At 71.0% G+C, this 14,484-nt stretch carries 12 protein-coding genes; all 12 read right to left on the reverse strand.

Translation table 11 applies throughout. From position 1 onward, the window contains the following. Nucleotides 1-22: 22 nt before the first annotated feature. The 12 genes from ABZ664_RS28155 to ABZ664_RS28210 all read right to left on the reverse strand — a co-directional run bounded on the left by ABZ664_RS28155 (nt 23) and on the right by ABZ664_RS28210 (nt 14,317). On the reverse strand, nt 23-1,474 hold the full coding sequence (locus ABZ664_RS28155) for an MFS transporter (protein WP_362516133.1): 1,452 nt from the start codon (nt 1,472-1,474) through the stop codon (nt 23-25). Nucleotides 1,475-1,799: 325 nt separating this feature from the next. Then, complete coding sequence (locus tag ABZ664_RS28160) at nt 1,800-3,404, reverse strand: M4 family metallopeptidase (RefSeq protein WP_362516136.1); 1,605 nt, start codon at nt 3,402-3,404, stop codon at nt 1,800-1,802. A gap of 548 nt (nt 3,405-3,952) precedes the next feature. Beyond that, on the reverse strand, nt 3,953-4,891 hold the full coding sequence (locus tag ABZ664_RS28165; protein WP_362516138.1) for a MurR/RpiR family transcriptional regulator: 939 nt from the start codon (nt 4,889-4,891) through the stop codon (nt 3,953-3,955). 126 nt (nt 4,892-5,017) lie between these two features. Beyond that, complete coding sequence (locus ABZ664_RS28170; RefSeq protein WP_362516141.1) at nt 5,018-6,343, reverse strand: ArgE/DapE family deacylase; 1,326 nt, start codon at nt 6,341-6,343, stop codon at nt 5,018-5,020. Continuing rightward, nucleotides 6,340-7,338 (reverse strand): branched-chain amino acid ABC transporter permease, encoded by a 999-nt coding sequence (locus tag ABZ664_RS28175; protein ID WP_362516255.1) that lies wholly within the window; start codon nt 7,336-7,338, stop codon nt 6,340-6,342. Before ABZ664_RS28175 ends, ABZ664_RS28170 begins: the two co-directional genes overlap by 4 nt. 5 nt (nt 7,339-7,343) lie before the next feature. Further along, nucleotides 7,344-8,219 carry a branched-chain amino acid ABC transporter permease gene (locus ABZ664_RS28180; protein WP_362516143.1) on the reverse strand — a complete coding sequence of 292 codons (876 nt, stop codon included), beginning with the start codon at nt 8,217-8,219 and terminating at the stop codon, nt 7,344-7,346. After that, the gene (locus ABZ664_RS28185; protein WP_362516146.1) at nt 8,206-8,937 is read right to left on the reverse strand and encodes an ABC transporter ATP-binding protein; all 732 of its coding nucleotides are present in this window, start codon (nt 8,935-8,937) and stop codon (nt 8,206-8,208) included. The genes ABZ664_RS28180 and ABZ664_RS28185 overlap by 14 nt, the downstream gene beginning before the upstream one ends. Further along, entirely contained in the window at nt 8,934-9,674 is a 741-nt protein-coding gene (locus ABZ664_RS28190) for an ABC transporter ATP-binding protein (protein WP_350948408.1), read from the reverse strand. The genes ABZ664_RS28185 and ABZ664_RS28190 overlap by 4 nt, the downstream gene beginning before the upstream one ends. After that, nucleotides 9,671-10,486 (reverse strand): SDR family oxidoreductase, encoded by an 816-nt coding sequence (locus tag ABZ664_RS28195; RefSeq protein WP_362516149.1) that lies wholly within the window; start codon nt 10,484-10,486, stop codon nt 9,671-9,673. Before ABZ664_RS28195 ends, ABZ664_RS28190 begins: the two co-directional genes overlap by 4 nt. Nucleotides 10,487-10,549: 63 nt before the next feature. Beyond that, on the reverse strand, nt 10,550-12,139 hold the full coding sequence (locus ABZ664_RS28200; RefSeq protein ID WP_362516151.1) for a gamma-glutamyltransferase: 1,590 nt from the start codon (nt 12,137-12,139) through the stop codon (nt 10,550-10,552). Between the two features lie 28 nt (nt 12,140-12,167). Further along, nucleotides 12,168-13,013, reverse strand: coding sequence for a polysaccharide deacetylase (locus ABZ664_RS28205; protein ID WP_362516153.1), 846 nt, complete (start codon nt 13,011-13,013; stop codon nt 12,168-12,170). After that, nucleotides 13,010-14,317, reverse strand: coding sequence for an ABC transporter substrate-binding protein (locus ABZ664_RS28210; protein ID WP_362516156.1), 1,308 nt, complete (start codon nt 14,315-14,317; stop codon nt 13,010-13,012). The genes ABZ664_RS28205 and ABZ664_RS28210 overlap by 4 nt, the downstream gene beginning before the upstream one ends. Nucleotides 14,318-14,484 lie beyond the last annotated feature (167 nt).

Here is a 14,484-nt window from a genome sequence, read left to right on the forward strand (position 1 = left end):
CGTGAGTTCTCGGTGGCGGGGCTCAGGTCCGGGAGAGGCGGCGGGAGGCGATCACGTCGGTGATGGCCACGACCAGCGCGACCAGCACGAAGGCGATGGTGACCAGCAGCGAGTGCCGGAACGCCGTCGCATACTCGCCGCCCGAGGAGGCGACCTCGGAGAGGAACACCGAGCCGATCGCCGCGATGCCGACGGCGGCGCCGATGCGCTGCCCCGTCTGGAGCACGCCCCCGGCCGTGCCCGCCTCGGGGACCGGCACCTCCGACAGGGTCAGTGTCTGGTTCGGGGAGATCACCAGGCCGCTGCCCAGGCCGGCGAGGAGCAGCGGGACCGCGGTGGCCCAGGCCACTTGGGTGCCGGGGACGAGTTCCACCGCGAGCGCGGTGACGGCGAGGGAGACCGCGACCGTCACGAGTCCGGCCACCACCAGCGGGCGGCCGAGCCGGGTGACGAACCTGCCGCCGAACAGGGAGGTCACGGCCGACCCTGCCGCGAACGGCGTGGTCGCAAGTCCCGCCTCCAGGGCCGAGTAGCCCAGGCCGTTCTGCAGGTACAGGGTGAGGATGAAGAAGATGGCGGTGAAGCCCGCGAAGTAGAGCGCCCCGAGCAGGGCGCCGAGCGCGTACGAGCGCCTTCGGAACAGGGACAGGTCGACGACCGGCTGGTGGTGCCGCCCGTACCGGCGCTCCCAGGCCACGAAGGCCGCGAGCAGGGCAAGCCCGGCGAGCAGGGCCGGCCACCTGGCCGAGGCGTCCCACTCCTGAACTTCGACGAGTGGCAGGAGCACCAGCAGGACACAGGCGGCGAGCAGCAGCACGCCCACCGGGTCCATGGTCTGCCGGGGGCGAGACTCCTTGGCGGCGGGCCCGATGTAGCGGTAGGCCAGGACGACGGCCAGGACGCCGATCGGCACGTTGACGTAGAAGACGAGGCGCCAGCCGTCGGTGTAGCCGCCGAGGTTGATGAGCACCCCGCCGAGCAGCGGGCCGATCGCGGTCGAGATGCCGATGACGGTGCCCAGCATCCCGAACGCCCTGCCTCGCTCCGCTCCCCGGAAGAGCTGCTGGATCAGCCCGCTGACCTGCGGATTGATCACTCCGCCCGCGATCCCCTGCACGAGTCTCGCGATGACCAGCAAGGTCGGGTTCTGGGCGAGCCCGGCCGCCGCGCTCGCCGCGGTGAACAGTACGACGCCGAAGACGAACGCGTTGCGTCGGCCGTGTGTGTCGCCGAACCGCCCGGCGGGGACCAGCACCAGCCCGAAGGTGAGCGCGTACCCGGAGACCACCCACTGCAGGGTGCTCTGCGGGGCCTCCAGCCCGGTACGGATGGAGGGCAGCGCCACGTTGACGATGCTGACGTCCAGCAGGGTCATGAAACCGGCGACGAGGCAGACGGTGAGCGCCTTCCAGCGGCGCGGATCGGCTCCCTCGCGATGCCGGGAGGACGTCGTCCTGTCGGGGCCGGTGCTCATCCGGTCGTGTGGGGGAGCGGCGTTCCGGCCCGTGATCGCTTGAGGATCGTCATGACCGCCCCGTTCCCCGTCTTCGGTCGAGCTTTCCAGCTTTCAGCAGGGCGTATGTACCCTTTGTAGCCTTTCCAATCATGGTTCGCGCCCCGGAGCGTGATCCGGCCCTCGCAGGTCGTGCCTGCGAGGGCCGGGGGAGAGTTCTCACGCCGGTGTGATTCCCCGGTCATCACGGATGTGCCCGCGAGGGCCGGGGGGAAGTCCTCGCGCCGGGGTGGTTTCCGGGTCTGCGAAGGCCGGGGGTCACCGTCGGCGCGGGGAGCTCCTCATGTCAGGGACACGACACCTCACTGCTCGTGGCCGGGACGTTGATCGCGGTCCAGGCGGCCTTGACCGCGTTCACCTCGGTGCAGCCGCCGGGGTAGAGCGACTTGGCGGCTGCCACGGTGGCGAGGCGTGCCTTGGCGTGCGTCCACGGGGAGGTCTTGGTGTTCAGCCCGGCCTGGAAGATCCGGCCGGCCTTCTGGATGCCGATGCCCGTCAGGGTCGTCGGACCCGAGCAGACGGAGCTGGCCGGCTTGCCCACCGGGTTGGTGCCCTCGGCGAGCAGGTAGAACCAGTGGTTCTGCGGGCCTGCCGCCGCGTGAACCGCGGTGGAGGGGATGGAGGAGCTGTAGCAGTTCGGGTGTCCCTTGGCGGAGGGGTTGTACATGTTGCGGATCTCGCCCGAGCCGGTCAGGTTGACCTCCTCGCCCACCAGGTAGTCCGGCGGGTCGAGGGAGGCGGGCTGGTTGGCGTAGTGCTCGGTCAGCGCGCCGAAGATGTCACCGGTCGACTCGTTCAGGCCGCCGGCCTCGTTGCCGCTGCCCCCGCTGCCGCCGGAGTACTGGAAGATGCCGTGACCGTACTCGTGGCCGACCACGTCCATCGGGGTGGCCTGCCTGGTGTTCGCCGAGTTGCGCCCGAAGCTGGTGTAGCTGCCGTTCCAGTAGGCGTTGACGGCGCTCAGGCCGACCCGGGCCGGGAAGGCGCCGCCCGAGCCGGTGAACCCGTTGCGGCCCAGCCAGCTGCTGAGCATGTTCCATTCCGTCTGGGCCGCGTACAACGCGTCGACGCAGGCGGTCTCCAGGTTGGTGCCCGAGCCGTTGCCCCAGGAGTCGTCGGTCCCGGTGTAGGCCGAACCGTTCTGGCCGCCGCAGCGCAGGCCGGGCCTGGTGGTGTCGGTCATCGAGTACGAGCTGCCCGAGCCCGAGGTCTGGATGGTCACCGGGTTGCCGTTGTAGTAGCTGTTGCCGGTTCCGGCGTGCACGTCGTCGTAGGAGTCGAAGACCGATCCGTCGAGGGCGTCCACGAAGACGTGCAGGACGCTCGGAGCCTCGGCGGTGGCGCCGCTGACGACCACCTCCCAGGCCAGTCTGGGCGTCGTGGTGGTGGCGTGCACGAGCAGCTTGGGCGCGGCCACGCTCTCCACGACGGGCAGCTGCGCGCGGGCGGTGGCGGTCGCCGTGGCGGCGTCCACCTTGCTCGTGACGTCGATCGTGATCCTGGACTGCTGGCCCGAGCTCACGGATCCGACGAGCTCTCCGGCCCTGTCGGTGGAGACGATCACCTCACCGCCGTAGACCGGAAGTCCGCGGTAGGTGCGCGCGTAGGTCAGGTACTGCAGGCCGTACGCGCCGGCGATGTTCCTGGTGAGGGTGAACCTCTCGTTCTGTCCCTTGAGGACGGCTTCCGACCTGGCGGCGAGGGTCGCGTTGGCGGTGGTGACCGCGCGGTTGCGCGCCTCCGCGTCCGGCGGCGCGTACACCGGCGGGTCGGCGGACACGGTGCGGGCTGCGGCGGCGTCCGCCGGGGTGGCGGCGTTCACCGCCGTGGGGGTGGTCATGGCGGCGACGACCAGTACGGCCACGGCGCCAAGCTTGACCTTCGGATTCACGCGGGTGATTCCTCTCGATGTCCCTTGGGGGGTAGGAGGGATGCAAGGAGCCCTAAGAAGTCCGGGCTCCCTTAAGGTGGCATCGAGACGGGCGGCTGAATACCTCGCAAAGTCCCATAACGTCGTGATATGGGCGGTTATCCATGCCGAAGAGCCCGTGTCGCCGCGGCTCGCCGGTGCGGGAAAGGGCACCGTGCTTTGGAGGTTCCTGGGGTTGATTGCCCTGGTGTACGGCTGTTTTTCGTCAGGTTGATCGAAGATCACCCACGGTGGAACCGATCGTTTCGGTACGGGGATGTCCTGGTGGGCAGGCTCCGGTGAGCGAGGAAATCACAGAGGCCCACACCGAGGTGTTGGCGCGAATCGCCACCCCGACACCGCGTTCGGCGCGAGTGCGGGGCTACCGAGGCGGCGGCGAGGACCGCCACGGTTCCGATCGCGCGGTCGGTGGCGGGATCGTGAAGGTCACGCAGGACCCGCCGGTCAACGCGTACGGGGCGCCGTCGGGAGGGGCGCCGTCGGAAGGGGCGCCATCAGGACGGGCGCCGTCAGGACGGGGTTTCCGCGGACGTCCGGGTCCTGCGGGGTGGCCCGGTGCCGGGCTCGGCCGGAGGCAGCGGCCCGTCGCCCTCGCGCAGCACGTCGTCGGCCATCTGGTCGTACTCGGCCACCCGGCTCCTGCCCGCCTCGCCGAGCTGCTCGACCACGGCGGCGACCAGCGTTTCGAGCAGCGCCACCGCCGGGGTCAGCGAGTCGAACGGCGAGGGCGAGCGGACCTGGGCGGGCAGCACGACATCCGCCACCGCGGCGGCGGGCGACAGCCACGGGTCGGTCAGCAACACGATCTTCACGTTGCGCGCCGCCGCGGCGCGGGCGAAGGCGATCGTCTCGCGCTGGTAGCGCCGGTAGTCGAAGAGCACCAGCACGTCGCGGCGGCCCATGTCGAGCAGGTGGGCCGCGTGGTCGGCGGTGGACCCGGTGATGTAGGTCGCGTTGGGCCGCAACTGGTGCAGGTGGGCGATGAGGTACTGGGCCAGGATGGTGCTGAACCGCCCCCCGGCCGCCGAGATGCGGCGGCCGGGGTCGGCCAGCAGTTCCGCGGCCTTGACCAGCTCCCCCTCGGGAAGCTGGTCGAAGGTCATGGCGGTGGCGTCCAGCAGCACCCGGCGGGACCGGCTCAGCACCCTGCCGGTGTCCTCCTCGGCGCTGCCGTACTGGGCCAGGGGAGAGGAGTAGCGCTGCTGGGTCTCACGCTTGAGCGCCTGCTGCAACTCCGGATAGCCCTCGAAACCCAGCCGGTAGGCCAGCCGCAGCACGGTGGCCGGACTGGTCTGGGCCTGGCTCGCGACCGTCGCCAGCGGCTCCAGGCCGGCGGTCGGGTAGCCGGCGAGCAGGGTACGGGCGACCCGCTGCTCCGCACGGGGCAGCTTGGGCAGCACATCGCGGAGCTGGGCCGCGACGGTGCGCGGCTCAGGGGTGCCGGACATGATGCCTCCTCCGAAACGGCCGCCGGCTCGCGCGGCACGTCGGCAGGTAGGGATCATGCCACGAACCGTGCGAAATGAGAACGTCGCTCTCGGATCGCGCACCGACCGTCCGGGGCCGGCTACCGCTCACCGCTCATCCGCGAGCCCGCACCAGTCGATCGCGGTCAGCGCGTAGGTCTTCGCCGACTGCACCAGCTGGGCGATCTCCACGTACTCGTTCTCCGCGTGCGCGGTGTACCCGACGCCGGGGCCGTACACCAGGCCGCCGATGCCCTTGCGGTCCATCCAGGTCAGGTCGCACACACCCATGAAGCCGGTGGTGAGCGGCGGTTGCCCGCCGGTCGCCGTGGTGTGCGCGCCGACCAGTGCCGCGCTCAACGGGGCGTCGTCGGGCAGCGAGTACGGCGGCCAGAGCAGCTTCCACTCGAACACCGGCGGGTGCTCGCGCAGCCACGGGTCGGTGCGGCAGGCGTCCAGCACCCGGGACTCGATCTCGGCCATGACCTCCTCGTTGGACCGGTCGGGGTGGTGGTAGACGCAGTACTCCACGACCAGCTCGTCGGCGAGGAAGAAGGGCACCAGGATGCCCGAAGGGTTGGCCCGCAGCACACCGGGCAGCAGGTTGAAGTAGCCGGGCGGGAAGAGCGGGTGCCGGTTGTGCCGGGCCCAGTCGTCCTCCAGGGCGCGCAACGCCTGGTAGACCACCCAGAACTTGTCGACGGTGTTGACGCCGAGCGCGTCGCCCTCCAGCGTCGGGTGCACGGTCATGCCTCGCAGCCCGGAGTGCGCGGTCTTGCCCTCCAGGGAGACGCTGAACCAGAGCAGGCCCGGCGTCACCGGCACCGACGCGGGCAGGGTGCCGGCCTGTCCGGACGGCTCGCAGACGATGGCCGCGTCCGCGCCGAACCCGGCCTCCAGCACCGCGGTGGTGCCCGCCTCGTGGTCGCCGACCTCCTCGCCGACGACGCCCTGCAGGACCAGGTCACCGGCGAGGCGCACGCCGGCCCCGCGCAGCGCGAGGGCCGCGTAGGCCGCGGCGACCAGACCGCCCTTCATGTCCGTCGCGCCGCGCCCGATCACCGCGTCGTCGGTGACCTGGGCGCGGAACGGGTCGCCGCGCCACCGGTCCAGGCGGCCCGGCGGCACCACGTCGACGTGCCCGTTGAGCAGCAGCGACCGGCCACCACCGGCGCCGGAGACGACGCCGCAGGCGTTGTCGCGGCCCCGCTCCACGGTGACCTTCGTGACCTCGGCCCCGGCCTCGGCGTACAGGTCGCCGAGCAGCGCGCTCACATCGCCCTCCGCGCCGACGATCTTGTCGTACTCCTGGCCGGGGTAACGCGGGTTCACGCTGGGGATGGCGATCGCGTCGGCCAGGCTGGAGACCATCCGCTCGGCGAGCAGGTCGACCTGCTCCAGCACCCGGCGGGTCACGTCGTGTTCGGCGGTCATGCGGTCTCCTTCGAGGTGGTGGGAAGTGGTTCCTGAGCGGGGGTAGGGGGCCGCCGGAGCGAGGTGAGGACGGAGTTCGTGATGCCGGCCAGGCCCTTGGGGGCGATCCAGAGCACCACGAGGATCAGCATGGCGATCGCCATGTCGCGCCAGGCCCCGGCGTCCTGCAGCACGTCGGAGACGAGGGTGACGACCACGGCACCGGCGATCGGCCCGTAGACGCTGCCGCTGCCGCCCAGGAAGATCATGCTGAGCAGCAGGGTCAGGTAGCCGAAGCCGAAGACGTCGGTGCTGACCACGCCGTTGAGGAAGGCGTTGAAGCTGCCCGCCACCCCGGCCACGGCCGCGCCGATCATGAAGACGATCAGGTGCTGGCGCACCCGGGAGACGCCCCGGCTGGTGGCGAGCGCCTCGTTGTCGCGCAGTGCCAGCAGCGACATGCCCAGGGTCGAGCGGGTCAGTACCCGGACCAGCACGGTGACCGCGAACAACAGCGCGGCGCCGAGGAAGTAGTAGCCGATCCGGCCGTCGGCCCGCAGGCTGACGTCGCCCAGGCTGAGCCGGGGGATGCCGACGATGCCGTTGGATCCACCGGTCAGACCCGCCTGCCCGAGCACCAGGTAGATGCAGAGCTGGGAGAAGACGTACGTGGCCAGGCCCACGTAGATGCCGCGCAGCCGCAGCACCGGCAGGAACGCCACCAGCGAGGCGAGCAGGGCCGACACCCCCGAGATCGGCAGGGCCAGCCACGGGTCGATGCCGGTGCGGGTGGCCAGGATGCCCGTGGTGTAGGCGCCGATGCCGAAGAACCCGATCTGGGCGAAGTTGAAGATGCCGGCGAAACCGAGGGTGAGGTTCCAGCTCATGGCGAGCACGCCGTACATCGTGAAGAGGATGAGCAGCAGCCGGGAGTGCGGGTCGGTGAAGACCAGAGGCAGGGCCACCAGGACCGCCGCGTAGACCGGCCAGCCGGCCCAGGAGCGCAGGTTGGTCATGGCGTTCACGCGCTCCTCACCTTGGTCCGCAGCAGTCCCTCGGGTTTGACCAGCATGATCACGATCATCGCGAGGAAGACCAGGACCGGGCTCCAGGAGAGCCCGAAGTAGTAGGTGGTGACGGCCTCGAGCAGGCCGATGGCGTACGCGCCGGCGATGGTGCCCGCCAGGCTGCCGGCCCCGCCGAAGGCGAGCACCACGAAGGCCCGCAGCAGCGGGTCGCCGCCCATGCCCGGGGAGATGAACTGCATGCTGCCGAGCAGCGCCCCGGCCACGGTGGCCAGGCCGATCGCGACCACGACCACGAAGACGTAGACCCGGCGCGGTGCGATGCCGAGCAGCTGGGCGTGCTCGCGGTTCTGTTCCAGCGCCCGTACGGTCAGCCCGATGCCGGTGCGTTTGAGCACCAGGGCGAGCAGGCCCACCAGCAGGGGGGCGAGCAGGATCGTGACGAGCTGGCTGCCCTGGGCGACCGCCCCGGCGACCTCGACGCGCGCGCCGCCGAACGGCGGGAGCTGCTTGATCTCCGGTCCCCAGATCAGCTGGGCGCCGCTCTGCAGCAGCATCGTGGCCGCCAGCGTGGCGACCATCACCAGCATGTCGCCTCCCGGCCGCCGGATGAACGGGCTGACCAGCAGGAACTCGTAGGCCACTCCGATCAGCGCCATCGCCGCCACGGCGCCGAGCAGCGCCACCGCGACCGGTAGCCCGGTTGAGTCCAGCAGCGTCCAGGTCAGGTAGGCGCCGAACATCATCAGCGCGCCGTGCCCGAAGTTGAAGACCCGCAGCGTGGACCAGATCAGCGTCAGCCCCGCCGCCATGAGCATGTAGAGGCCGCCGAGGACGAGCGTGCTCGTCACGATGACACTAATGCCGTCCATCGGCGGTCCCTCCCAGGAAGAGCGACATCATCTCGTCGCGGCTGCGGCTGCCGTCCGAGGCGCCGCTGTCCACCACGTCGCCGTGCAGGACGACGTGGTAGCGGTCGGTCAGGTCGAGCACCAGGTCCATGTCGCCGTCGATCAGGACGACCGACGAGACCTCGGCCCGGACCCGCACGATGCACTCGCTCAGTTCGTGCTTGACCTTCGGTGACAGGCCCAGCGTGGGCTCGTCGAGGATCAGCAGCGTGGGCCGGGCCATCAGGCCCATGCCGAGGCTGGCCATCTGGCGCTCCCCGCCGCTGAGCGTGCCGGTGAGTTGCCGGCGCCGTTCCTTGAGCTTGGGAAAGACCGAGAAGACCTGGTCGATCCCGTCCCGCCAGGTCGAGGAGTGCCCGCTGGAGGACGCGGAGAGCCGCAGTGCCTCCTCCACGGTGAGTTGCGGGAACAACCGCGAGCCCTGTGGCACGTGGACGAGCCCGCGCCTGACCAGGCTGCCGGGGGACTCGCCCCTGGTGTCGCGTCCGGCGAAGGCGATCGTGCCGGAGGCGGCCCGGTGCAGGTTGGAGACGCAGCGCAGCAGTGTGGTCTTGCCGTGGCCGTTCGGCCCCAGCAGCCCGACCGCCTCGTTCTCTCCGACGCGCAGCGAGATGCCGCGCAACACCTTCGCCTGGCCGTAGCCGGCGGTGAGGTTCTCCACGGTCAGCAGATCGCTCATCGCGCGGCCCCCGGTCCCAGGTAGGCTTCGACGACCCTCGGGTCGGACAGCACCTCGGCGGGCCTGCCGGTCACGATGATCCGGCCGCTGTCGAGGACCGCCATCCGGTCGGCGAGCGCCTCCAGCACGGAAAGCACGTGCTCGATGATCACCATGGTGACGCCCGTGCCGCGCACACCGGCCAGCAACCGGATCAGCGCGTCCTGGTCGGCCGGGTCGAGGCCTGCCGCGGGCTCGTCGAGCAGCAGTACGGAGGGGCCGCTGACCAGCGCGCCGGCGATCATCAGGCGTTTGCGGTCGATCAGCGAGAGTCCGTCGGCCGGACGGTTCGGGTCGCCGCCGAGTTCCACCGCGTCCAGCGCCTCCCGGCACCGGGCAGGGGCCCAGCGCCTGGCCTTGCCCGCGCCGCCGTACGCCGAGCCGATACGGACGTTCTCCAGCACGCTCAGCGACTCGAAGACGGCCTCGGTCTGGAAGGTGCGCTTGAGGCCGGCCTTGGCGATCCAGCGCGGCGAGCGGTTCTGGATCTCGTGGCCGTCGAAGATCACCTTTCCGGAGTCGGGGCGGATCGGGATGCCGGTGAGCAGGTTGAACAACGTGCTCTTGCCCGCACCGTTGGGGCCGGCCAGACCGAAGACCTCGTCGCGTCTCACCGACATCGAGACGCCGTCGACGGCCCGCAGGCTGCCGAACGACTTGCCGACCTCGTGCGCGGCGAGGATGACCTGGGCGTTCACGACGCGGCCTGCCCCGGCCCGCGCCAGTCACCCTGGGCGAGGAAACCGCCGTCGACCGGCAGCAGCACGCCGTTGACGAACGAGGCGTCCGGGGCGAGAAGGAAGGCGACCGCCGCGGCGATCTCGTCCGGTGAGCACTGCCGCCCGGCCGGCTGGCGGGCCGCCGCCGCCTCGCGCTGCCGCAGGGACTCCGCGGCCGCCTCGGCGTCGAGCAGGCTCCGCGAGTCGCCCATGTCGTTGTCGACGTAGCCGGGCAGCACGGCGTTGACCCGGATTCCCAGCGGGCCGCCCTCGACGGCGAGCTGCCGGGTGAGGTTGGCGATGGCGCCCTTGGCCGCGGAGTAGGCGGGGAAGGCAGGCAGGCCGGTGACCCCGAAGATGGACGACAGGTTGACCATGGCGCCCGTACCGCTCGCGGCCAGCAGCGGGAACGCCGCCCTGGCACACAGGAACGTCCCGGTGACGTTGACGTCCATCACCCTTCGCCACTCGGAGACCGGTACACCGGTGACGCCGCCGCCGCTCTCGGCGATGCCGGCGTTGTTGACCAGGATGTCCAGGCCGCCGAACTCGTCCGAGACCCGCGTGAACAGCGCCTCGACGCTGCCCTCGTCGGACACGTCCGCCTCCTGGAACACACACGCGGGACCGTCCCCCGGCAGCTCCGCGGCGGTACGCGTGCCGCGTTCCACGTCGACGTCTGCGATCATGACCCGCGCCCCCTCCGCGCGCAGGCGGTGCGCGATGGCCGCGCCGATCCCGCCCGCCGCGCCTGTGACCAGGGCGCGTCGCCCGGTCAGAGTGCTCGCCATCGCGATATCTCCCTCAATCCGCTGGTACTCGTGGTGTTGGTGGGCCGGCTCGGCCGGCCTGTCTCATTCGCCGGGCAGACCCACCCCGTACGGCTTCATCCGGTCGACGCCGGGGGACCACGCCCCGCCGCCGCGCCGCGCGATGCCGTTGGGCCGGGCGAAGTGCCAGGTGGTGGGCTCCTCGGCGACGACGAGGACGTCGAACCCCGCGGCGGAGAGGTCGGCCGAGGCCCCCGCGTCGCGCGGGTCCAGCCAGACGCGGTCGCCCTCGGCGTGAATCCTCGGCGCCGAGATCGCCTCCTGGAGGTCCGCGCCGTCACGCCAGCGGGCGGCGATCTGGGCGACGGCGGAGATGATCCGCCGCCCGCCCGAGGCGCCGAGCGTCGCCTCGGCCTCCCCGGGCCCGGTCAGTACGACGGGGCTGACCGCGCTGAGCCCGGCCGTGCCCGGAGCGACGCTGGTCACCCGGCCGGGACGGGGGTCGAAGTACATCATTCCGTCGTTCAGCACGATGCCGGTCTCCGGCTCCACCATGCGGGAGCCGAACAGGTCGAGCACCGTCTGGGTGAGCGAGACCGTCATGCCCTGGTCGTCGACCGCCGACATGTGCGAGGTGCATCCCGCCCTGGCGGAGCCGCCGGGAGGCGCGGGTGGGTGGTTTCGGCCCGCGATCCAGCGGGCCACCGTCTCGTCGGCGTACTCGGGGGAGGCGAGCCGGGCCCATGGCGCGGGACTCTCCCAGGAGGTGGTGACCTCGCGCAGCCGGTCCTCGAACGCGTGGGACAGCACCCGTGCCCACAGCCGGGCCCCCGGATCCAGCCCGCGCCGCCGGGCGGCCTCGACCAGTTGCAGCGCCTCGATCACCGAGATCACCCCGGTGGCGTGCGGGCCGTACAGCCGTATCGGGCCGATCTCGACGGGAAGGACCTCGGACTCGTCGACGGTGTACCCGGCGAAGTCCTCCTCAGACAGCAGCCCGCCGGCCTCGGTGACCGTCGTGGCGATCGCGCGGGCGGCCCGGCCCAGGTAGAACGCGTCGGGGCCGCCGGCGCCGATCTCACGGAGCACCCGGGCCAGCCGGGGTTGGACGAGCGTGTCGCCCGGGCCCTGGGACGGGCCGCGCAGCGGCAGGCCGTCGGGCAGGAAGAGCTCCGCGGAGGAGGGGAAGGCCCGCAGCGTCCGGGCCTCGGCGCAGATCGCCGAGGAGGCGAACCAGTTGGTCTCGTGTCCGGCCTCGGCCAGTTCGATCGCCGGGGCGAGCACCTGGGCCAGCGGCAGGCGGCCGAACCTGGCGTGCGCCCGGCACAGTGCGGCGACCGCTCCGGGGACGCCCACCGACAGCGGGCCGACGATGTTCGCGTCGTCGCGCACGGCCGGCCAGTTGTACAGGCCGGTGCCGGTCGCGGAGGACGTCAGCGGGAACATCCGCGGGTGAGCCAGGCCCGGGGCTCGGATCGGGCCGCACACGACGGTCGCGGCCGGGGCGCCCGGCTCGCGCACCACCAGCCACGCGCCGCCGCCGAGCCCGCTCATGTAGGGCTCGACCACTCCGGTGGCGAAGGCGGTGGCGACCGCCGCGTCCACGGCGCTGCCGCCGGCGCGCAGCATCGACGCCCCCGCGCGCGCCGCCCTCGGGTCGGGCGCGGTGACCATCCCGCCGGCTCCCTGGGCGGGGCCAGGCTCAGCCCTGCCAGGCATCGGCGATCTCGCTCAGCGTCGCGAACCAGACGTCGCCCGCCGCCAGCATCCGATCGATCAGCGCCTCCAGGACGAGCAGGTGGTGGGCTCGGCCGATGGTCTGCGGGTGCATGGTGAGCACGTAGACCGCACCGGGCACCCGCTGGTGGGCGTAGTCGAAGATGGTGTTCCAGCGGTCTTCCATGTCGCGGTGGGAACCCAGCGGGGAGACCCCGGCGACGTACTCCACCGAGGGCCAGTCGTCGAGGTACCACGACACGGGGATCTCCACGATCCGGCTCTCCGGGCCGAACTCACTGGCCGACTCGTAGTTCACCGTGACCCGCCGGGGCCGGTAGGGCTCGAACTCCCGGCCCATCAGCGAGCTGTCCCAGTCGAAGCCGAACTCCTCGAGCAGACCCAGCGTGCTCTCGGAGAAGTCCCAGGCGGGCGAGCGGTAGCCGCGGGGGCGGCGCCCGACGACCTGCTCGTGCTGGCGCAGCGCGACCTCCATGAGCCGGCGCTCCTCGTCGGGCCCCAGGTCGGGCACGACCTCGTGGTAGCAGCCGTGCGCGGCGATCTCGTGCCCGGCCGCCAGGATCTGCTCGATGCGGTGCGGGAAGGTCACCAGGTCGTGGCCGGGGGTGGCCCAGGTCGCGGGCAGGTCGTTGCGGCCGAGCAGTTCCAGCAGCCGGGGCACCCCCTGCTCGGCGCCGAAGTCGCCACGCGACAGGTAGGACGGCGAGGTGCGGCCCAGGGTGCCCATCCAGGGGGAGTGGGCGTCGAAGTCGAAGGTCAGCGCCACGGCCATCCGCTTGCCCTGCGGCAGCGCCAGGGGAGCCGAGGTCACTTCTTCATCCACGGCGGGAGCCGGAAGGAGCCCGACTTGTACTTCTCGGGGGCGATCAGCGTCCGCTTCTCGTCCTGGAACTGGAAGGACTGCAGTGGCACGTAGTCGTCGCCCTGCTTGGCCAGGTGCGTGGCCTGGTCGAACGCGATCCGCCCGGAGGCCCGCTCGCTGTCGCTCTTGCCGATGGCGGCACCGATCGCCAGCGCGTCGTCGGGGTCACCGACCTCGCGTAGCGCATCGGCGTAGATCATGGTCTCCACGTACGTCATCACGCCCTGCGGGTCGACGTCGTCGGTCCCGTACTCGGCCTTCCAGTCCTTCTGCAACTGCGCGGCCGGCTCGTAGTCGGGTGAGGGCACGATGCCCGCGAGGTTGTTGAACAGCACACCTTCGGCCTGCTGCTTGGTCAGCTCGAAGAACTGGGGCTGGTTGGGGCCGTACTGCATGAAGAGCAGGGAGTTGGTGGGCTTCTGCAGGAACTGCTGCAGGAAGCTGGCCTCGTTGGAGACCTGGTAGTCGGTGTTGACGATGAAGTCGGGGTCGGCGGAGCGGATCTTCCCGAGGACCGTGCCCCAGTCGTTGACCGTGCCGAACGGCACCTTCTCCTGGCCGGCGATGGTCCAGCCCTTGGCCTCGAACTGCTTGACCAGGCCGTCGGCGATGCTCTCGCTGTAGGGGTTGTCGGAGCGGACGATGAACGCGGACTTGCCGCGCGGCTTCCACAGCCCCTGCTCGGCCCAGGACTCCGCCAGGTCGACCGGTTCGGTGCCGTAGGCGTCGTAGTTGGGGGTGATCGACCAGACGGTGGGGTACTTCGCCGGGTCCTTCTCGATGATCTCCTGGGTCTGCGCGGTGTTGCCGCCGATCAGGTAGACCTTCTCCGCCGCGGCGAACTCGTCGATCTCGAAGTTGGACGTGGAGGCGTAGCCGGTGACGACCGCCTTCACCGACTCGTCGTCGGTGAGGGTCTGCACGCCCTTGGTCACCGCGTCGTTGGACTGGCTCTGCACGTCCGCGACCTTGAGCTTGAACGTGTACCCGTTGACGCCGCCGGCCGCGTTGAGCTGCTTGACGGCGAGTTCGGCCCCCTGCTTCATGCCCAGGCCGTCGGATGCCAGACCTCCGGTCAGCGGGGCGAGCAGGCCGATCTGGATCTCCTTCGTGCCGGCCTCACCGCCGTTCTCCGCTGCGGAGGTGGAAGTGGATGAGGAGCACGCGGTGAGCGCCGCCAGGGCGCCCGTCACCGCGACGGCGGTGATCGCCCGGACTGGCGTCCGGGGACGGAGGAAGGGGGAACGGGCCACGGTGAAGCCTCTCTGCGTCTGTTGGACGAGGGGACGAACGCGTGCGGGACATGCCTGCGGGCGTCACATGCCTGCTTTGCACCGTTCTGTCACTTTCGACGATTGAAACGTACGTTGCATACTGCGGCAAAGACTAGGCCTGTAAAAGATTTGTTACTTAAACTCGA

It is taken from the genome of Streptosporangium sp. NPDC006930, assembly GCF_040635605.1.
GTDB lineage: Bacteria > Actinomycetota > Actinomycetes > Streptosporangiales > Streptosporangiaceae > Streptosporangium.

Coding starts and splice junctions, on each gene's coding strand:
- ABZ664_RS28155 (WP_362516133.1), bottom strand. CDS start 1,474: ATGAGCACCGGCCCCGACAGGACGACGTCCTCCCGGCATCGCGAGGGA.
- ABZ664_RS28170 (WP_362516141.1), bottom strand. CDS start 6,343: ATGACCGCCGAACACGACGTGACCCGCCGGGTGCTGGAGCAGGTCGAC.
- ABZ664_RS28185 (WP_362516146.1), bottom strand. CDS start 8,937: ATGAGCGATCTGCTGACCGTGGAGAACCTCACCGCCGGCTACGGCCAG.
- ABZ664_RS28200 (WP_362516151.1), bottom strand. CDS start 12,139: ATGGTCACCGCGCCCGACCCGAGGGCGGCGCGCGCGGGGGCGTCGATG.
- ABZ664_RS28165 (WP_362516138.1), bottom strand. CDS start 4,891: ATGTCCGGCACCCCTGAGCCGCGCACCGTCGCGGCCCAGCTCCGCGAT.
- ABZ664_RS28195 (WP_362516149.1), bottom strand. CDS start 10,486: ATGGCGAGCACTCTGACCGGGCGACGCGCCCTGGTCACAGGCGCGGCG.
- ABZ664_RS28180 (WP_362516143.1), bottom strand. CDS start 8,219: ATGGACGGCATTAGTGTCATCGTGACGAGCACGCTCGTCCTCGGCGGC.
- ABZ664_RS28175 (WP_362516255.1), bottom strand. CDS start 7,338: ATGACCAACCTGCGCTCCTGGGCCGGCTGGCCGGTCTACGCGGCGGTC.